Genomic DNA, 20,414 nt, shown 5'->3' with positions numbered 1-20,414 from the left:
GTGTCGCCAGAACAGCGCTACCCGATGAGGCGACGCGCCACCCGCCCCAAAAGTCGCTTGACATCAATAAGAACATCCACTCAGCGGGACGTGACCAACCACCACGCGTTCACTCTGATCGGATTGCTCTTCAGGTACTCGGGGTCCTCCGCTCCACGGAACGCAAGCCCGACAGATTTGCCCACGGTTCAGAGTGAGAAGTAGGCCTGATAACGCTTCCTGGATTAGTAGTCGGTATTTCCGAGCGATGGCCGAGGTAAAAAACGCGCGGTTGACTGGGCGTGCGCATGCAGCTCCAATATTATGAGCTCGTTGATTCCAGTTCTCAGTTCGCTGCGGGGAATGTATAGGGTGCTCTGAGGGCCTCGTGACCAGTAACGTCCGAGGTTGAACCCGTTGATCCAGGCAATTCCCTTTCCCCATTCAGAGGTATCTAGGAAGAGATCAGTACTTGCGGACAGGGTGAATTCAGTCTTCGAGAAGCTTGGCCCCATCGGGTCTGAATTCAGGGTGGGAATGCCGGCAAAGAGGGATCCGTCAATTGAGGTGAGGTCCAGACTGAGGACCTCCCAATGCACCAGTTCTTCACCGTTGAGGGTGATCGGCCCGATTATTCCTTTTGGCTCTCCAATACGGGGGCCATACGAGACTCTGCCAAGGTCCTCCACAAGCAGTTCCAGGATGTCGCCTGCAGGCAACGCAATTGCTCTCTCTCTGTTGTCACGGTTAAGTGCTCCGACGCTTGTGCCGTCGATCGACACGAGCGCGCGATCACGGATCTCTGCAAGACGTAAAATCCCGGAGCGGGCGATATTGTCGGCAGAATGGTGCAGAGTGGTTCGGTAGACGCAGAGGCCACGGTATTGCTCGGTGTGATCCATCGTTGGTGCGTGTTCAAATGCTCTCCATCTGCCAAGTTTCTCGCGTACGTCGGTCAGCGGAACAGTGATTTGGAACGGCGTTTGAAAGGCGGGTGCGTCTGTTGCTGACGCTGGGACACAGGCAGGGAGCTGGGAATAACGGCCGATGACTTCGCGGAATGCGTGGTATTTCTCAGTTGGGTATCCGGCTTCGTCAAGGGGGGCGTCGTAGTCGTAGGAGGTGACTTGGGACTTGTAAGTGCCTTTGTCATTCGCGCCGTTGTTGAATCCGAAGTTCGTGCCGCCATGGAACATGTAGATGTTGACGGATGCGCCTGCGGCTAACATCGAATCGAGTTCGAGGGCCGCATCCGCAACGGGGGTCGTGTGGTGGTGTTCGCCCCAATGATCGAACCATCCGTCCCAGAATTCGGAGCACATGAGCGGTCCTGTGGTTTGGTGTCGGCGCAGCGTTGCGAGTCGCTCATTGCTTCTGGAGCCAAACGAAGCAGTTCGGTGCAACTCGGGGAGGCTGCCGTCATCGAGCATCTGGTCGGTCGGCTGATCGACCGTCGTGAGGGGCACGGTAATACCAAGGTCATGTGCCATAGCGACTAGAGCCTGGAGATAGGGTTTATCAGCCCCGTAGGCTCCGTACTCGTTTTCAATTTGAAAGAGAATGACGGGCCCACCTCGATCGATCTGGGCTACCGAGATGATGGGAAGTAGTTGCTCAAAATACTCACGGACGGCCGTAAGATATCTAGGTTCAAACCGCCTGATACGCACGTCCGGATCAGCGGTCAGCCAGGCCGGTAGTCCCCCGTTGTCCCATTCAGCGCAGATGTACGGGCCGGGCCGAATGATTGCGTGCATACCTTCCTCTGAGACAAGGCGTAGAAATCGGGCCAGGTCGAGTCCGGCCGTTGTATCGAACACGCCGCGCTGCGGGGCATGTTGGTTCCACGGAACATATGTCTCGATCGTGTTGAGACCCATCAGCCTGGCCTTATGGATTCGGTCGGCCCATAAATCTGGGTGCACGCGGAAGTAGTGGAGAGCGCCCGAAATGATCTGAAACGGCTTGCCGTGAAGCAAGAAATCGTCAACACCGATTGTGAAGGTCGACGACTTGGTTTCGCGTTTGAGTGAGGAGGTTTCGCTGTTGACCGTCAAAATCCCGTCCCGCCTGCTGAAAGACATTCTTGGTGCCTGGGCCAAGGACGGGTGTGGAGGCGAATGCGCCGGGACCGCTCGACCCAGTTCGGGATATCGACGTCTAGGCGCCCGAGTGCTGTGGCGTGTACATGAACTCTGCGCCACACGCGAGGGATGGTAAAAGCAAACTCATCGAGCGTCTTCCGAGTCGTACTCTTCACGCTTCTTTGCTCCTCTTGACTATGAAAGTGCTCGTGGCAGGATGGGTACTCCCGTGCCCCGGAGGGTGGAGGGAAGCTACCCTGGGCCGTGATCTCACTTGTATCTAAGGGCAAAGGTACGATCGATTTAGGCCGTCGAACACGAGAGAACGGTTGAGTATCTGGAGAGAACGATGACAGCGGTGACCAATTTGTCGGGTGTGATCCCGGATGGTTTCCCGGGTCAGCGGATGCTTGTGGTGCCACGCCCTCGAGTGAGGGAGGCGCTGGCCCATCCAGGGACGGCGCACCTTGTCGTCACGGACTGCGGGTATTTTCCACAGGCGCATTCTCATGGCCGAGTACGGCAAAGCCCGATTCCTCAGGCCGTCGTAATTCTTTGTGTCAAAGGAAAAGGTTGGTGTGTCACCGCGGCGGGCAGGTTCGCTGTCACCGCGGGACAGGTCATTATTTTGCCTCCGCATCAGGCTCATTCGTACGGCGCTGATTCTGACGACCCTTGGACTCTTTGGTGGTTGCATCTGGACGGAAGTGACCTTGAAGGGTTTCTCTCGTTCGCGGGAATGACAATTAGTGCGCCCGTTCGGACGCTGTCCGACATGTACGCAACTGTGTCGCTCGTTGCCGAGGTGATCCAATGGATGGAGCGTGACACAACAGATTCGAGCCTCCTCTCAGCAGCTGGCGCGGCTTGGCATTTGATGGCTTTGCTTGCGTCAGACAGAGCTAGTGCGGGGGGGACGAGCAACTCTATTGAGCGGGCGATTGACTACCTGCGGAGCCACGTCACCCAGCGAATAAGCGTGACGGACCTCGCTGCGATGGCGGGGTTGAGTAATTCCCATTTTGCGGCACTTTTCAAGGGGCACACCGGTTTGGCGGTCCTGAATTACCAAACTCAACTCCGGATGGCTAGCGCCCGCGAGTTGCTAGACACGACCACACAGCCGGTAGAAATGATTGCCCATAGTGTTGGTTACGAGGACTCGTTCTATTTTGCTCGCCAGTTCAAGAAGATCCACGGGCTGACTCCTTCTGTCTATCGTAAGCACGACAGGGGCTGATCCGTTGGGCAGTCGCTAGGGTGTGCCAGCCGTATGGGCAGACCACTGGATATCGAGGCGTGCGCAGCCTCCGGGCTCGATCGTATGTAGGGGCGATAACACTTCCAATTCGACGAGCCACGCGTTCGGATGAAAACCGTTGAGCTCGCTGAGGGCATGCGGTATCGGGGATTGCGCCCATACTTCGATCCGTGATCCGTGGTCTGGGTATTCCGCTCTTTCGTCGACGGCGGTTTTGAGGACGAGGCTGGTTCCTGCCGGTCCACGCCACTTAATCTCTCCAGTGGAGTGGGGGAATCCGAATTTGGCGACCCCAGGTTCGATCGGCACTCGCGCGATGCCGTCTGCGATGGTTGGTCTTACTGCGCCTGCGTATCGTGCGAGTTCGATAGGTGGATGGTTGGACGAGACGGTGACTTCTACTGCAGAGTCCGTTGCCCCATCTCGGGCCGCGAAAGTGTCGATTTGGCACACTTCCCAGAGAGACCACCGCACATTGCAGTGGGATGTGTTCGTAAAGGTGGTGTGTTCGAAGAATGAGGAGCCGGTGGCTGGGATCCGGAATTCGCGTTCGACTTGAAGGCCAGTTCGAGCGTCGTTGGGGCTGGCCATGATGACCTGCTGTACTTTCTCAATTGGGAGCCAAGTGGATTCGAAGGTCCACTCACCCGCATCGAGGACAGGATCCGGTGGGCCCGCCCATTGCCCTGCACTTTCTCCTTGCGGTGCCGGCCAGGTCTTGGAACCACCGACGTTGGCCCAAGAGGCGAACGTGCCGTCCAGTGTTGCCCAGGACAGCCTCGGCTTAAGAGCGCGAAATTTTCTGTCAAAGAAATCCGGGTTGATCCACAGCAGTTCTTTCCCTGCGATCTGGAGAGACAGAAGGCGACCCCCAACGGATGGCAGGAAGACGAGCTGCAAGTATTCGTTGCTGATCCGATATAACTCGAGAGACGGGTCGCCGCTTTCAAGTTGGTGAACTGACAACTTCATAGTCCAGGACCACCGCCACATTTTGAGTGGTCTCGGATCGCCTTTAGGAACAGAATATCCCCGTTCATGTCTAGTTGACCGTTGGCGATGCGGAGATCACGGACGCCGCAGTTCGTCGTCAATCGGTCGACGGGGTGGTGGCGTCCGTCGCGGCCGGGGGTAGTTGTGCAGAGAGTTGCTTGGACGGTGAGTGCATTGGTCTCGGAATGGACATGGTCTCTGCCGTGGACTCGGAACTAGGGTCGAGCTGTACGTTTCCGGTGAAGTCCGCATGACCATGGTTTTCGAAGAGAATCCGCGCGTCAAGTTGACCATCTGCGGTTGTGATGAGCACCTTGCTTAACGATGTTGGAGCGACACTTTCGAGCCAGACTGAACGCATGATGCCAGCATATGACCAGTAGTCGACGGGCTTGTATGGGATCTCAAAGTCGTCAGTGACTGGCTGGCATGGCGGACTGTACGAGGTGTGGGAAGTCCGAAGAAACATGCGAACGGCGAGTGTGTGCAATCGGCTAGGCCTGATCGAGTCGGTCGGTGATCGGCAAGGAGAACAGCGTGTGAGCGCCTTCATACTTACCTAGGGGAACTCCGTCGAGCCACACATCGGCGCTGTAGCCAACGGCTCGGAAATTAAGGCGCAGATGACGCTCCGTCCGACCGCCGAATAGTTTCACTTCACGCCGGCACCAGGCATAGCAGTCGAGGAATGCCGTACCCCCGCCGAAGTGGCTACCATCCAGAGAGCCGAAAGCTGCTGTGGCGAGCAAGTCCCGCGCGGAAGGGACGGCGATACTTTGCCATTCACTGTCGTCGAATCTGGAGTTGTTCCAGCCGCCGTCCAGCCCGATAACCTCGGGGTCAGATGCAAAACGCCATTGTCCATCGAGGTCGATGTATTCCCGTTCCGGTTCTCTAGTGCGCCAGCCATCGAAGCTGGGCAGCACCGCTCATAAGAGAAGACCACTTTGGTTTCGCCGACTCGCTGCACGTGCGTGCCAGACGGCTCAGTTGGAGGATGGGTATCGAGAATAGGCATTTCTCCTGGGGTGACAGCCGCCGTCGCTTGCGCAGCTGTCGACCGCACCGGTAGTGCGACGATTCCAACACCGCACAAAGCACTGGAAAGGAAACTCCGCCGCTTCATTCCTGCGGGGAAGGGTGATGGAGATGAGGGAGAGGTCATGATGTCTCCTCATGTTCGTAGGGAAGCCCTGGAAGTTGGAAGTGTGGGATTGCTCGCTGTGGTGTTTCCCTTCGGGGCCTGCCCTAGGAGTTCGCCGTTTCCCGAGTGGAACTATCCATATTTTTGAGTATCGAGAGTTGTGTGCGGATAGTCGAGACGACGTGGTCGCGTTCGGCTGCTGGGTCGTCAATGAACAGCAGCATTGTGGGAAGGCTCGTTGCAAAGAAGTCAATTTTTGCCACTGATTCCTCATATTCATTTACCCACGTGTCGAGTTTCTGGGCGACTTGCTGCGCCTGCTCATGGCGTCCAAGTCTGTGGAGTGCCACGATCGCGTGGTGTGTCTGGGTGCTGAATGGTGTTGCCGACATCTTGGTGAAGTCACCGGTTGACTGTGCAGCCTGTTGCCAGTGCCCTTCGGCCGCGCACATGTCGCCAGCTCCTGCCCAGGAATCTCCAAGCGCCAACTGCAGTTCGGAGACGTTGGCTAGGGGATGCCGCCCCTCGCCGAGGTTTTGCGGAGGTCGCAGTGCTGCTTCTAAGAGCCTGATGGCCAGTTCGTGATTATTCGAGGTATTGGCGCTCCGAGCTAGGGAGAGGGCGGCCCGATCCCAGGCAGCGAGGACTTGCCCCTCGCCGCCTTCCCATGGTTGGAACTGTCTTTCAGCGAGGAGAGTTTGAGCATCGCGCGCTCGGTCGACATCGATCAGAAGTTGCGCAAATGACACCGTCAAGTCGTCACGCTGGTTCACGATTTCCTGGCGTTTCTCCAGCTGTATAAAACGTTCCTCGGTGGACGTCCCAAGCCGCGCAGAAAGCTGGTCAAATTCAAACCAGAGTTTCGCGTTGCCAGGTTCCCCGTTGAGGGCACAGTGGTAGTGATCGGTCGCGGCATCGAAGTCGCGGAGCACGTTGTAGGAGGCGATGCCGAGATTCCGATGGACGACGGTCGCTACTTCAGTGGACGGGGTGGAGCTGAGCGAGAGGTGCCAGAGGCGGATCGCGTCAGCATATCGGCGACGGTCGTAGTACCAGTGCCCTAGCAGGGAGGCTGCGAGTGGGTCACCCGGTTTAATTTCGAGAGCCGTTCGGAGCGCATCGACATCATCGAGGCGTGATGGGAGAGTGAGTTTTGAGGACCCACGGCTGGCTGCATCTACAGCGGCTCTGGCCTCCTGTGCTTTGCCGGCTTGGTGGAGGAGAGCGGCACGGTGGTAAGAGATTAGTGGCCCTACGTTTACTTGCCCGGGCGCAAGAATGGGAAGGAGCGCCGCTGCGTCGTCTAGTGCCGTAAGTGCGTGATCGATGAATCCTGCGGCGGCGTATTCAAGCGCGACGTCGAGCATTACCGTGGCGTCCGACGTGACGGGCTGCTTGCGGAGGTGTAGTGCCCATGCATCGAGCGGATCTTGGCTGAGGGTATTCGCGAGAACCTGGTCGGCTTCGGCAACGTGGCCGGCCGTCTGGAGTAGAAGCGCGAGCAAGTCGGCTGCCTGCAGGTGGCGATTATCCGTTGTGAGTACGTCTCGAAGCGTTTTGATAGCGACGTCGATCTGCCCCATCTTGGCGTGCTCACGAGCGAGAAGATAGCGTGCCGGGACTACGTACGCGTTGTCCCATGACGCACGTGCGAGAACGTTGAGCGCCTCTCGCTGCCGTCCGAGCCGCGAGAGGGCGAGGCCGAGCCGGTAGTGTGCTGATCCATCCAGTGGAGTGGGTGCCCATTGAGTGCGGCGAGTCACACTTCGGGACAGCATCTCGACGGCGCCCTCATAGTCGGCGCAGTCATAGAGCCGTTCACCGAGTCCGGCAGTGGCTCGTGACTCCTGGGGATCCCGGGTCAGGATTTCACGCCAGTAGGGTTCCGAGGATCGCGTCGCGTGTCGATACTGGTCGAGATAGACGGCGATTTGAACTAGTTCGTCGATGGTGCCGACATCGCTGGGAGCGGCCGGTTCTTCAGCGTGCCGGGGTTGCTCAGTGATCTCTTCATCCTGTCGTGGATTGAGAGTGAGCATGGTTTTCTCGTCGGTAAAGATGCGTAGCTCAAGTTCATCGCCTGGCTGCTCTTGGCAAAAAGAGACATCATAAAGGAACGGACCCGCAGGGCTTAGACGGTGGGTGCCATCGTAGAGAACGCGACCATTGCTTGCGCTTAGTCGTACGTGGGCGTGCGGAATGACTTCAGATGAAACTATTCCGATGCGCGCTCCGGCTTCGGTGATGTCTAGCCGGGCGGCCACATCAGCACTTGCCTCCTGAGCCGGTCCTATCTGGCTAAGCGGATACCAGAATTGGCTAAACGTCTTCGTCTCGCCGGCGGCCAGATACGCAAAGTCAGGCTGGTTGTCGGTGTAGACGCCGGCCATCAGCTCCACGTACGGACCATCGGCATCGGTAAGATTGCTATCCCAAGCCCACCCAAATGGTGCGTTGCCCCAAGTCCACTGTTTCTTGCCCGGGGAAATGTCGCGGCTGGCCCAGTGAACAAAGCCGGCATTTCGACCGTGATCGTATCCACCAAAGAATTCGCCGTCGGTAGACGTAACCATGTACGAGGTCGGCACGGGAATGTTGCGATACCAGTCCAGCCGATCAGCATCGGGGCTCTCCGGGGTAACCCGGCTCGGGTAGTCGATGCCGTAATAGGACGTCCGGGCGTGCGGGAAACTTACGATGGCACGCTTGGCATGGTCAGCGACGTAGTTGACATCTGTTGGGAAGAACGACTGGTAGTCGTCATTGACGGCGGCCGCGACGTTTGCCCACCACAGGAACGTCTGGCGAGTTTCGGACCGGTTGTAGAGGCGCACCCGCGCTTCGATCTTTGAGCTATTCGGCCGCAGTCGGATACCGTGCATACCCTTCATCCGAGCAAACGGATCATGGTCGGAGCACCAGACAGTCACCGAGCCGTCATCTTCGTGCTCAATACTGACGTCGGTCGGGAGGAATGTGGCCGGGCGATGGTGCTGAGGCCAATTGAACTCAATCCCCCCCGAGATCCAAGGCCCCGCGAGGCCCACGAGAGCGGGCTTGATGACGTTGTTGCGATAGAACATGTCGTACTTAGCCACTTTGTCATAAGCGATGTGTATCCGGCCGCCGAGCTCTGGAAGGATTACCAGACGGAGCCACTCGTTTTCGAGATGTATCGCTTGCCACAGGTGAGGAGACTTGGTCTGACTGATGCGTTCGTGGAATGGCAATGGGAACACCCGTCCCGACGAGCCTTGGTAGACGCGAGTTTCAAGAAACGCGGGAAAGTGGTCCGGTGTCTCTGGGAGGTATGTGTCGATGCTGATTGGTTCGGACCATGCTGCCACGGGCGCAGCTGCCAGGGCAGCGGGAATTGAGGGGAGAGTAATTTTTGATGCCCGGGAGGGCCCTTCGGTGAGCATAGAGCGAGCATATGGTTGGTCAGCTTGGGTCCGGAATACACAATTCAATGGACAACCTAGACAAAACAACTTTTTACCCGCCGCAATACGTGCGTCACAGTGACGCATCTGACCCTATTTGCTGGACGTTTCTTACTTCAGTGCTCGACAAGACTTCACGAAACCATGGATTAGGCGGTCGCTCGGGGATGCCGCGCAACTCCTGGTTTTGCGCGAACGGGTTTCACATTGCGACACTGCGCTTTCGGGCGCGACGGCGCCGGGGCGGGTATGAAGCTGCTCACAAATAGTGAGCACGCTTCTTTGAATTGCGCTATTTTGCTTCCTGAAATAGCCTATTCAGTCGTCGTTGGAATTCGATGTTCGCCCACCCCGGGTGGTGCGGAGCGGAGTTTGACCCGGGCAACGTTCCCCAGTAGCCCAGGTCGGCGCATCGTTGCACGGCGTAGGCCGCGAAGTATTGTCCGACTGGCCCATCCTCGAAATCGGCCTCAAGAGGCGTGTATCCGATCCAACCTTCGCCGATCACCGCAGGTACGTCGTGGTAGGTGGCCCAGATCATGACGGCCTGCAACCGGGCCTCCAACGCCTGTTTCATAGCAATTTCATGCTCTGCGAAGTGCCGGTACAGCCACGCGTCCCAGGCGATCGGGTCCACCCAGTCGTAGGCATAGAACATGCTTGTGGTGATGCCCGTCGCTTGTAACCGCCACGGTTCGATCGTTGTAGTCCATTCGTCGAACGGGGGTGCGTCGTCTCTGAGAATGGACTTCAGTTCCTCGGTTGGGAAAATTGGCGGCTCTGCGCGAACCTGCGCCCATGCTTCGAGAGAAGCAAGGACTCCGTAGATGTAGAAGTGTTGGTGTGCCACTTGCGCGTTGTCGGGGATGGATGCGAGGTCTAGGTAAGGCGGAATGCCGTAGCACACTGTCGATAAGACGTCGGGATGGGCGTCCTGTAGAAGCCGGAGGGCATTCTCCAGATACGGTCGTTGCGCCCAGAAAGTATCGAGGCCCTCCGATGGGACTTCTGTTAGGCGGGATAGGTCGACCTCGTTGTGGATCTCGACATACGCTATGCGGTCGTCAAGTGACTCTTTCTTGAGGTACGTCACCAGTTTCGCCTCGGCATGGGCGAGTGCCTCGTGCCGATTCTTCGCGGGAATTGCGCGGAGCATGTCGTGCCACGATGAGTTGGAGAGAAATGCGGAACTTTGCTGGTATTCCCATGACGAGATGATCACGAAGCAGCCGTGACGCTTGGCCGCTTTAAAAAGAGCCAAGAGGTGGGCGCGTCCATTGAGCACGGCGCCCCCGGCGGCGTTGTACCACCTCGTGCGCTGACCGGTGTCGCCGCCCATGTTCACGAATTGAAGCGCCTTCGTGTCGATATCGTGTTCTCCGAAGAGGAGCAGGGGCGCCGCGCAGATGCGAACGGTGTTGTAGCCGCGATCGACGGCTTCAGCGAAGGCACGATCAAGATCGTAAAAGGGTTCGCCCTTGGCTGTTTGGGTATACCAGGTGAAGTCCCAGAGGGTGATCGTCAGCTTGGCGGGAAGTTGCGCTGGGGTCGTGGTGAGACGTGAGGGAGTCATCGGTTCCTTCTATCGATCATGGAGGGTATTTGAGGAACGTTTCATCCCTTGACGCTTCCTTCGGTAAGACCCGCCTTCCAAAATCGTTGCAGGCTCACGATGGCGATCATGATCGGGATGACGGATAGGAAGGCGCCACCGATAGCCAGTTGGTACAACTCGGGGTGACGATCTGAGACACTCTGCCATTGGACGAGACCGAGGGTAATTGGATAGAGGCTTTGGTCGGAGAGCATGACGAGCGGCAGAAAAAAGTTGTTCCAGATGCCGATAAATTGGAACAAGAAGATCGTCACGGCGGCGGGCATCATCAATCGCAGGACAAGAGTGAAGAAGATCCGGAATTCTCCGGCCCCATCGAGACGCGATGCCTCAAGAAGACTGTCTGGGACGGCGGCTTGCGCGTAGATGCGGCCGAGATAGACACCGAACGGGCTCACGAGGGAAGGGAGGAGCACAGACCAGTAGGTATTGACGAGGCCGACTTGGCTCATGAGTAGGAACAGCGGAAGAGCCAGTGCTGTTCCGGGAATCATTACGCCGGCCAGAATGATGTTGAACCAGACCTCGCGGCCGCGGAAGGTGAATTTTGCTAAGCAGTATCCAGCCGCGAGAGAGCAGATTGTGGCCACGACGGCGCCGACTCCGGAATATAGGACGCTGTTGAGCGCCCATCGGCCGAAGATTCCGCCGTTGTACGTCACGACATTGACCAGGTTGGTCAACAGCTGAGGGTTGTCCAGGGCCAACCCGGAAGACCCAAATAGGCTACTTGTGGATTTGGTGGCGGCGATTGTGAGCCAATACACCGGAAAGAGAAAGTAGACGGCGGCAACCGCAAGGGCAGCGGTTACCAGAATTCTCCAGCCGGGGCTGCGCTGAATCTTGCGTGGCTTTTGGACCGTGCTTGGTTGCTTTGACGACTGATTCTTTCCTTTTTTGCCGGTGTAAGCGCGTTCGGTGGTTGTCATGATGGGCTCCCCCCTCGAGTGACGAGTTTGAGAAATCCGAATGAGAACGCGCATGCGACGAGTGCCAGAAGGACTGACTCTGCGGCGGCAAGGTTGTAGTTGTTATTCGCAAATGCCTCGTTATAGGCAGAAAGGTTGGGCGTGAAGCTAGAGGTGATTGCGCTCGAAAGCGGTTTGAGGACGAGCGGCTCTGCGAAGAGTTGGATGGTTCCGATGATTGTGAAAACAGTCGTGAGCACGATGGCCGGGCGGATAAGCGGCAGCTTGATCCGGGTGATGACCTGCCATGCGTTCGCGCCATCGATGGAGGCTGCTTCGAAGAGATCAGCGTCGATAGATTTCAGTTGGGCGACGATCACAAGCATGTTGTAGCCGGCATACTGCCAGGTGACGATGTTGGCGATGGACCACAGGATCGAACCTCCACCGAGGAAGTCGAGATTCAGTCCGAGAGCTGACCCGAAGTTGACCAGCGGGCTCAGTCCCGGGGTGTAGAGAAAACCCCACAGAATCGAAGCGATAACACCAGGTACCCCGTACGGCAAGAAGTACGCCGATCGGAAGAACCGCACACCCCAGGCAGATGCTGCGTCGAGCAGGAGCGCCAGAGCGGTGGCGAGGATAATCATGACCGGTACCTGAACGACTGCGAACAGGAGGACCCGGCCGAGGCTGGCGACGAACGCCGAGGCACCAAGTGCGGTGATGTAGTTGTCTAGGCCAACGAAAACGGGGCTGCTACCGCCCTGACCGAATGCGCCAGAACGTTGGATGCCGGTCACGCTCTCGTAGATCGCATAGACAAGGGGCAGGACCATCGTCAGCGTGAAGAGGACGATAAAAGGGCCAAGTAGCCCGGTTATCGTTAGTCGGTGTCTGGATCGCGTGGTTGTCATGACGCTGTCTTTCTCTGCAATTCCTGGATGATTTCTGTGGTGTTTGGGTGTAGCCGTGAGGGGGGAAGCGGGGCCGGATCATGATCGTACGGTCTGACCCCGCAGCGTCCTGTTTGTCAGTCCCCTGCGCGAACTTTTAAGCCCTTCGCCTCCAAGTCAGCAATCGTCGCGGTCTGGGCGGCCTTCACAGCGTCCACGAAAGTCCCGTGGCCTTCAACGGCCGCTTGGAAGCCATCGTTTAGGTGCGTGTAGGTGTTGGCAGTTGTCGGTATCCAACCCCACGACGTATTGATGGACTCGTCAGACTTCTTGAAGACGTCTTTGTTTGCGTTCTGGCCACCGAGGAATTCCTCTGGTTTGTCGAGAGTAGATCCGGCAAGCGCGTTCTTCGCTGCGGGCCAGCCGTAGCCGCCAGCGAGAAGAAGGCTGATGCTCTGCGGGTCAGTATTGAGCCAGACCGCGAACTTCTCCGCAGCCTGCGCGTTCGACGTGCCCTTGAGCACTGCGGTGCTCGAGCCACCCCAGTTCGCGGAGGCGTAGGTGCTATCCCACTGCGGCAGTGGGGCGACCTTCCATTTCCCTGCAGTTGTCGGTGCGTTCCCCGAGAGGATGGACCCGCCCCATTGGGCAGACGGCCAGGCGACGATATTGCCGTTCTGGAGATCGCTGTACCACCCGTTGGCGAAATCAGGTTCGGTCTTGATGAGCCCGGCTTCGCGAAGTTTGTCCCAGTAGGAGGCAACTTTGAGTGTGGTGTCCGAGTCGATGTTCACGGTCCAAGTATCTCCATCGAGGCCGAACCACTTCGCGCCTGCCTGCCACGCGAGAGCCGTAAACCACGCTGAGTTACCAGGGGCGAAAGTATTGATATATTGAGCCGGGTTCGCGTCGTGAATGGTTTTGGCGGCCACGGCATATTCGTCCCACGTCGCCGGAGCCTTCAGCCCCAGGGCGGAGAAGATATCCTCCCTGTAGTACAAGCCCATCGGTCCGGATGCTTGAGGCACCGCGTACACGGAGTCGCCGAATGTTGACTGCCCCAGCTGCCAGTCCACGAATTTGCTGCTCTCGACGCCCATCCCGAGTGGCTTGAGATCAACAAGACCATTTTCAAGAACGAAGCCGGGAAGTTCCTGGTATTCGATCTGAGCGAGATCGGGCGCCCCCTTGCCTGCCTTCAAAGCGGAGTACATCTTCGCGTACGTTCCGGAGCTTCCCGCAGGTGTTTGCTCCAACTTGACCTGAATATTCGGGTTTTCTTTGTTCCAAAGGTCCACGGCCTTGTCCACGCCGGGCACCCATGACCAAAACGTGAGGTTTGCCTTCTCTGAAGGATCAGAAGAGGACCCGGGTGGCGTGCTGGTACATGCGGTCGTAGCGAATACCGCCGCCACAGCTACCACTGCTGCAATCGTCCTGATGCGTTTCATTTTCTCTCCTCGTTGAGGTACTGGGCTTGGGACGCAACATTGTGTTTAGCGCGGTCGGACGGGCACAGTTCTGCAAGGTTGTGGCCCCGGCACTCGCATGATATTTGCGCTTTAAAACAGGGTTTCGTGATGTGCAGTAGCCGCCAAAATCGGCTTCTTCGGGGCCAACGAGGCGGTTCTTGCGTTCAACCTGGCGCTCCGTGTCGGCAGCTCGCTCCCCATGGAAGGGCGACAGCCGACCATAGGAACTTTTCTTTGAACATATGGTGAGTCTAGGCACTTCAGTCCGCCGCCCGGAATGAGCGAAGCGCTGAAGAAACAAGACAAAACGCTGATCGATCGTGGGCCATAAAAGTTGAATATCGCCCATGAACGACGCTGACACAGCCACCGATGCCCGACCTTGTGGGAACTCGGATTGCGGCGGGTGCCCCGCTTCCAAAACGTTGAACCAGTTTTTGTGATGATCCTGTGATCCTGCACTTCCGGTGATGAAGCCCACACGCGATCGAATAGGCAGCCAAAACGGATGGTCCGGGTCATCGATCGTGCTTGGCGAGTAGCGCTTGACGGTAGTGCCAGTCCGCGCAGCTGGTATGTCCTGTCTCAGCTCTTTGTTTACAACCTGTCTCATGACGTTGTTGACACCATGTCTCAGAGCCTTGTTTACGCGAGGTCTCAGGACCCTGCTTACAACTCCGGTCTTTGTGAATCGCGGCAGCAGGGCGCTTTCGATAATGGGCAGTGCCCAGATCCCTTACTCCCTCCGTCCGCCGTGATTCACAACGGGTCAAGTCCAAATGTGTGGTGTACCGAGTTTTCCGCGTGATTCTTGGATTTCTAGGCGCTGAGGGCGCTGAGTTCGGTTGTGGGTTCCTCCTCCTCGGTCGGGATTGGGGTGAGGCGTGAGCGGCTGAGGACGTCGAGGCCGAGGTAGCGGCGGCCTTCGATCCATTCGTCGTGTTGTTCGGCCAGGACCGCTCCGACGAGCCGGATAAGGGAGCCGCGGTCGGGGAAGATGCCCACGACGTCGGTGCGGCGGCAGATCTCGCGATTGAGGCGTTCCTGTGGGGTGTTGGACCAGAGCTGACGCCAGCTCTCCTTCGGAAGCCCGGTGAACGCGAGAACGTCCGCCCGGGCCGCCTCAAGGTGGGTGTCGACCGCGGGGAGCTTCTCCTCGAGGGCGTTCAGGACCCGGCCGAACTGGGCGTGGACGGCGTCCTTGTCGGGCTGTTCATAGACGCAAGTGGAGCAGAATCTTCACCCACGGCCAGCTAGACTTCGGGGTCGCGGACATCAGATTCGCGGCGTAGTGGGTGCGGCAGCGCTGCCAGGTCGCGCCAGTCAAGGCCGCCCCGATCGCTGCCACGAGACCGGCGTGAGCGTCGCTGGTGACGAGCTTAAACCCGGTGAGGCCGCGCGCGGTCAGGCCGCGGAATAAGCCGAGCCAGCTGCTACCCGGGGACGACACCACACTTGCCCGCGGCAGAGTCGTGTCGAGCCGACGGTAGAGGCTTACAACCCCGAGGTATTGATCCCGCTGGGCGACCTTTGCATGGGTCGCCCAGCCACAGGAACTACGCGGGGTTCAGTTAGACGTTGTCGAGCGCGAGCCTTTGTCTTCCCGCGGCCACAGCGTGGGAGCGAACACGGGTTACCGCACTTTCCGGGTAACCGATAAAACGAGTTCTTCGGATGAGGCGCCAAGGGAGATCATTCGGTCACCCGATCCAATCACCCACTTCTGACCGATAGTGTCCCAGGCGGATACCTGCTGCCGGTCGACGTGGAGGGTTGCCGTCTTCGACTGACCGGTGGCCAGTTGGATGTGATCGAACTGCACCAGCTTCTGTGCGGACTGTTGGAACCCGCCAGTTACGATGCCATTGGCGTCATAAGTCGGCACGGCAAGATCTGGGGAAGCTCCGATGTACACCTGAGGGGAGTCTGCTCCGTCCTTCTCGCCCGTGTTCTTGACGGTGAACGTGACGTCAAGCCCGCCGTCCTTCGCGTTCTTCACGCGAAGCCCGGAGTACCGAAACGTCGTGTAGGAGAGCCCGAAACCGAACGGGTAAAGCGGCTCATAACCATTGACGTTCGCCGTCGGGTCGGTGTACCAGCGGTAGCCCACATCGACTCCGTCTGTCCATTTGATTGACGGTCTGGTCTCCGTTCCGGTCTGCGTTCCGGTGGTGCGCTCGAGGTTGCTGGAAAAGGGCGTGGAGTCGTCGTTCTTGGGGAACGTCATCGGGAGTTTGCCCGATGGGTTCACCAGCCCGTAGAGCAGGTTGGATGTTGCCTCGCCGCCCCGTTCGCCCGGATACCACATCTCGAGGACAGCATCGACGTTGTTGACCCAGGGCATTGCCACGGCGGTTCCGGAGTTGAGGACGACAACGGCTTTGTGGCCGGCCGCATGGGCTGCGGCACTCACTGTGTTGATGAGTTCTACCTGCGTCTTGTTGAGGTTCCGAAGGGCGGCCGACGTAGACGAGTTCGGTCCGGCACCCTGAGTGATCCCCGGGGTGGAGTCATCGACGAAAATGACAGTTTCATCGTTCGTCTTCGCCGCCGCGACTGCTTTGGCTGTGTTCTGTGCCAGGGGGGCCCAGGCGAAGCGGACCGTTGGTGCCGTGGCTGTTGTGAGAGTCGGTTTGTAGGTGAAGCTGATCTTGTGCAGTCCGACCGATAGTTCCAGGCTCACGCCCAGGTTCTGCTTGCCGAGGTACTGGTTATTGGACGCACGCTCCCCGCCAGGGAATGCGTTCGGCAGGATGTTCCCTCCAGGGTTCACGATCGTCTGCGCAGCATCATCAACGCTGAGGCTGAGCGGCTCCGGCGGAGCGTTGCGGCTGGGCTCCTGCTGGATGCCGCCGTTGTACGCCGACTTGTTGCCCGTGTTAATCCCGTATGGCCGCTGGAGAAGCAGCCCGTAGGTGTCGGCTGTGGTGACGTTCAGGTAACCAGTCCAGGTGTACTGGCCGCCCTTGGCAAGGGTCGTCTGCTGGCCGTCAATGGTGCTATCAACGGTCGTGGAGCCATCGGCGCTCGCACGGGTGAGGCCGGGCAGGGCGTTCGCGTCCTTCGTCACTCTCAGGTTGGCGGTGGGGACGGTGTCCCCGATCCAGTCCACGCCCGGCGCGGAGGTGACGTTTGCCGAACCCACCTGCGCCGTGACGGCCTTGAGCGGGGTGTATTGGACCTGGTCGCCAAAGCCGCGAGCTCGTTCGCCGCCAGGGCTTGCGGGTAGGAGCGTCGAGGTGGGCCCGACGACCGCGACGGTTTTGTTCGTCGACAGGGGAAGAGCATCCTTGTCATTCTTCAGGAGAACGCCGCTTTCCTCGGCCAGCGCCAGAGCGACATTATCGCCACTCTGCTTGTCAACGCTCGTGCCGTTGTAGGTCGATGTGACGTCGCCGTGCTGTGGTACCGCCGACTCGTGCGCAGTGGGAATCTTGCTGTTGTCAAGCAGGCCGAAGCGCTCGTACTCGTACAGCATGCGCGCGACCGCATTGGCCGTCGCAGCGGCATAAGGTGCACTAAACGATGATGACGTCAAGTCGATGAGTGGGACCAGCTTGGACGCCGAAAGGTTGCTGGAGGCGAACTCATTGTCCATCCCAGCTAGGACGTCCGACGTTGCCTTGCTGGCGGTGTAGTCGGACGTGATGAAACCCTTGAGTTGGAACTGATTCTTGACGATGTTGGTGAGGAGATTGGAGTTCGAGCAGGCGTACTGTGGTGCGCTTTGCTCGCCGACAATCTGGAAGATCGCGTAAGAGCACATCACCGAGCTGACGCCGCCCTGCTGGATTGCGGACTGCGCTGGTGCGAGGTAGATCTCGTGGGCCGCCTGTGATCCGATCAGCGACGGTGTGTCTCGATCTTGGCCGTTGTAGAACGACACGTGTTTGACCTGTGACATGAGACCGGTGCTCTGAATGCCGTTGATCTCGGCCGCAGAGAACTGGGAGGAGACGAACGCGTCTTCACCATTCGTAGTCAAATTCCTGGACCAGGAAGGGTAGCGCGCCATATCGACCTGGGGACCGTAAACGAGATCTACGCCCAGAGCCCTCCCCTGTTTTCCGACTTCTTCACCGAGGACGTTGTACGCATTGCGGTCGAAGGAAGAGGCGAGTCCAAGTCGGGTGGGGAATGCTGTTCCGTCGGCGTATACGTTGATGCCCAAGGCGTCAGCATGCCGGATCGCGGGGACGCCAAGTCGGGGAACCCCGGCCAGGTAGCCTGCTTGGCCGTGGTTATCTGGATCGACGCCATGCTCGACTACGGCAACCTCTTCGCCCGGGGTCATCTGGGAAAGAAGATATGAGACAGTCTTCGTAAATGGGGCATCCAAGGCGGTGGCCGGTGAGACCCGGGGGGTGGTCGCCGGGGTTGGCTGCGCGGCGGCCGCCACAAGCGTCCCTGAGGCCATGCTCAATACCAGCGCAATGCCGACACCCCCTGCGCACATGGACAGCGCGGTCTTTGCGACCCTCCTGTCACGTCGCCCCTGATTGCTGATCTGATTCACGGTTGTCCTCTCTGACACCATTACAGGATTGATCCAGCTCTCCCGAGTCGTCTCCGACCCGGAAGCAAGCATCTTCGGCGTCTTTACTGCTGTGCGCAGAACAAGCACGGGTACCGAGGCTGGTGCAAGTGAACCGCGAATTTTCTCGTCAGTCAATGCCTAAAAGACTGTATTTCTGTCTTTTTTTTGGCCATTCACCGCAAGAAAGATTTTTTTGGCACCATCACACTGCCTATGCTGGCAAGGTGACCGATGTACGAGCTGTCGCCCCGCGAGATAGGGCCCTTGAAGACCTGTACGACCGTATTCGGCTTGCCCCCGAGGGACTTTCTCGTTCAGAACTGGCCTCATCGACGTTGATGTCCCCAAGCGGTGTCACATTCCTGGTGCGTCGGCTTTTACGCGAAGGCCGTGTGGTGGAGGTCGACCCTCTCGCGAAGGGCAAGGGATCGGGGAGCGGTCGACCAGCTCTACGTCTGCTCCCGACTCCATTGTCGGGATGGGTAGCGGGTATCGATTTTGGCCACAAGCACATTTCCGTGGCACTGGCTGATGGTTCTGGCGCGGAGATTGCGAGCGCGACGACGTTGCTGAACGTCGACTTGGACGCGCAGGAGGCAATGAATGCGGCCTGCGAGCTTCTCGACCGGTTATGTGAAAAATACGAAGTCGGCGATCTTGTCACGATTGTTGCGGGTATCCCGGGCCTCGTGGACGCGCAACGCGGAGTAGTCCGATCGCCCACGATTTTGTCGGGCTGGGTCGGGCTTGATCCGGCTGCAGAGCTACAGCGGCGCTTGGGGCACAGCGTGCTGGTAGAAAATGATGCAGTCCTCGGCGCGATCGGAGAACATCGGCGCGGTGTGGCATCCGGGCATGATGACGTTCTTTACGTGAAAATTTCCGACGGCATCGGAGCGGCACTCATTCTGGGAGGCCGAATCTACAAAGGCTCAGCAGGATTAGCTGGAGAAATAGGACATAATCGACTCGAAAACAACGCGGAGCTGTGTCGCTGCGGTAGCCGAGGGTGTCTTGAGGCAGTGGTTTCAGTCGACAGCGTCGTCGCGCAGCTAGCCCACAGCCATGAAGGCGTCACCATCGACCGAATCGACAGCCTCCCCTTCGCAGATGAAATCACGGACCGCATCTTCAGCGACGCCGGTCGTACCGTGGGTCAAGCCTTGTCCTCGCTGTGTAACCTGCTCAACCCCAGTCTCTTAGTGGTCGGCGGCACACTCGGAACGGCCAATCCTGCGCTTCTCACCGGCATCAGACTGGGTATCGATCAGTATGCGCAACCTGCAGCAGCTCAAGGAATGACCGTTGCAGCGGCAGAACACGGAAGCCGAGCCGAACTCGTTGGAGCGCTTTATCTCGCCGCCCGCGCAAATTTCTAACGACCGGAAAAGCTGACGCTGCACGTCGTGACCAACTGACTCGGACCGAAAGGCAGACGAACGTCGGCACGGACGATCGTCAAGAGCTCTCCCAGGTCAGCCCGCTCGTCTGTTTATGACGGGTGATCGAAAATCACATGTAGGTCCGCGCACTTATGACGCTGGCCCCCATGATCATGGGCGCCCTCACTGGATTCTCTCGCACGGCCGCCTTGAGTGCCGAAGTCACCGTTAAGGATCACGAAGTAGGTGATGCCGAACAAGGCCACCGACCATCCGATGTCGACTTCGATCGCGGCGACGACCTCGGTCGAAATTCGCAGGGCGCCCCGACCGCCCAAGCATTGCCGACAAGGGCGATGAGTACGGCGGCGATCACCGGGCCTGCGTGAGCGGAGATGTTGTTCCTCGCCGACAGTAACCCCTATTCGCTCTGCCGCTCGGCGACGGGAACAGCCTCCTGCACCAGTCCCGTGGATTCAGGCCGGAAGAAAGCACTCGCCGCACCGTTACCCGCCTACAGCAGGACCATCACCCAAAGCGCCGAGGCATGCTGCGTCAGGATCAGCGCACGCACCCTGCGTGCACAACCGCACCAAATCGCTGGTGACCATGAGGCTCTTGCGCGGCAATCGGTCAGCCCAGGCACCGCCGAGCAGCACAAAAACGACCAGCGGGACAGCCCGACCGGCGAGCACCCTCG

13 protein-coding genes and 1 pseudogene are annotated in these 20,414 nt (G+C 58.6%); 3 read left to right on the top strand and 11 right to left on the bottom strand.

Annotation, left to right across the window (positions count from 1 at the left end; translation table 11 throughout):
* Nucleotides 1–224: 224 nt before the first annotated feature.
* A complete protein-coding gene (locus E3O46_RS13700; protein WP_134561887.1) occupies nucleotides 225–2,063 on the bottom strand; it encodes a glycoside hydrolase family 35 protein in 1,839 nt (612 codons plus the stop codon).
* Nucleotides 2,064–2,412: 349 nt separating this feature from the next.
* On the opposite strand from E3O46_RS13700, the gene E3O46_RS13695 reads away from it, so the two are divergent.
* Nucleotides 2,413–3,303 (top strand): AraC family transcriptional regulator, encoded by an 891-nt coding sequence (locus E3O46_RS13695; protein ID WP_134446153.1) that lies wholly within the window; start codon nucleotides 2,413–2,415, stop codon nucleotides 3,301–3,303.
* A gap of 15 nt (nucleotides 3,304–3,318) precedes the next feature.
* Here the strand turns inward: E3O46_RS13695 and E3O46_RS13690 are convergent, their stop codons facing one another.
* The 10 genes and pseudogenes from E3O46_RS13690 to E3O46_RS13645 form a co-directional block, all read right to left on the bottom strand.
* Nucleotides 3,319–4,296 (bottom strand): hypothetical protein, encoded by a 978-nt coding sequence (locus E3O46_RS13690; protein ID WP_134561886.1) that lies wholly within the window; start codon nucleotides 4,294–4,296, stop codon nucleotides 3,319–3,321.
* Between the two features lie 515 nt (nucleotides 4,297–4,811).
* Entirely contained in the window at nucleotides 4,812–5,243 is a 432-nt protein-coding gene (locus tag E3O46_RS13685; protein WP_134561885.1) for a sugar-binding domain-containing protein, read from the bottom strand.
* A gap of 322 nt (nucleotides 5,244–5,565) precedes the next feature.
* Nucleotides 5,566–8,883 carry a DUF5107 domain-containing protein gene (locus E3O46_RS13680; RefSeq protein ID WP_166787240.1) on the bottom strand — a complete coding sequence of 1,106 codons (3,318 nt, stop codon included), beginning with the start codon at nucleotides 8,881–8,883 and terminating at the stop codon, nucleotides 5,566–5,568.
* A gap of 313 nt (nucleotides 8,884–9,196) precedes the next feature.
* Nucleotides 9,197–10,477, bottom strand: coding sequence for a cellulase-like family protein (locus E3O46_RS13675; RefSeq protein WP_134446149.1), 1,281 nt, complete (start codon nucleotides 10,475–10,477; stop codon nucleotides 9,197–9,199).
* 41 nt (nucleotides 10,478–10,518) lie between these two features.
* Entirely contained in the window at nucleotides 10,519–11,448 is a 930-nt protein-coding gene (locus tag E3O46_RS13670; RefSeq protein WP_134446148.1) for a carbohydrate ABC transporter permease, read from the bottom strand.
* Nucleotides 11,445–12,344: a carbohydrate ABC transporter permease gene (locus E3O46_RS13665; RefSeq protein WP_134446147.1), complete on the bottom strand. Its 900-nt coding sequence runs from the start codon at nucleotides 12,342–12,344 to the stop codon at nucleotides 11,445–11,447. The genes E3O46_RS13670 and E3O46_RS13665 overlap by 4 nt, the downstream gene beginning before the upstream one ends.
* A gap of 116 nt (nucleotides 12,345–12,460) precedes the next feature.
* On the bottom strand, nucleotides 12,461–13,633 hold the full coding sequence (locus tag E3O46_RS13660) for an ABC transporter substrate-binding protein (protein ID WP_198413378.1): 1,173 nt from the start codon (nucleotides 13,631–13,633) through the stop codon (nucleotides 12,461–12,463).
* Between the two features lie 46 nt (nucleotides 13,634–13,679).
* A complete protein-coding gene (locus tag E3O46_RS13655) occupies nucleotides 13,680–14,276 on the bottom strand; it encodes a hypothetical protein (RefSeq protein WP_134446145.1) in 597 nt (198 codons plus the stop codon).
* Nucleotides 14,277–14,614: 338 nt separating this feature from the next.
* Nucleotides 14,615–15,242 (bottom strand): annotated as a pseudogene (locus tag E3O46_RS13650) (transposase); the annotation flags it as partial.
* 186 nt (nucleotides 15,243–15,428) lie between these two features.
* Entirely contained in the window at nucleotides 15,429–18,311 is a 2,883-nt protein-coding gene (locus tag E3O46_RS13645) for a glycoside hydrolase family 3 protein (RefSeq protein WP_166791082.1), read from the bottom strand.
* Between the two features lie 128 nt (nucleotides 18,312–18,439).
* Here E3O46_RS13645 and E3O46_RS13640 point away from each other — a divergent pair, with 128 nt between their 5' ends.
* Together E3O46_RS13640 and E3O46_RS13635 are read left to right on the top strand one after the other, a co-directional pair.
* On the top strand, nucleotides 18,440–19,711 hold the full coding sequence (locus E3O46_RS13640; protein ID WP_198413721.1) for an ROK family protein: 1,272 nt from the start codon (nucleotides 18,440–18,442) through the stop codon (nucleotides 19,709–19,711).
* Nucleotides 19,712–19,866: 155 nt separating this feature from the next.
* The gene (locus E3O46_RS13635; RefSeq protein WP_206750900.1) at nucleotides 19,867–20,103 is read left to right on the top strand and encodes a hypothetical protein; all 237 of its coding nucleotides are present in this window, start codon (nucleotides 19,867–19,869) and stop codon (nucleotides 20,101–20,103) included.
* Nucleotides 20,104–20,414: the final 311 nt, after the last annotated feature.

It is taken from the genome of Cryobacterium glucosi (genome assembly GCF_004402235.1).
In the GTDB taxonomy this organism is placed as follows: Bacteria; Actinomycetota; Actinomycetes; order Actinomycetales; family Microbacteriaceae; genus Cryobacterium; species Cryobacterium glucosi.
This window is presented reverse-complemented; position numbering and strand designations above follow the sequence as displayed.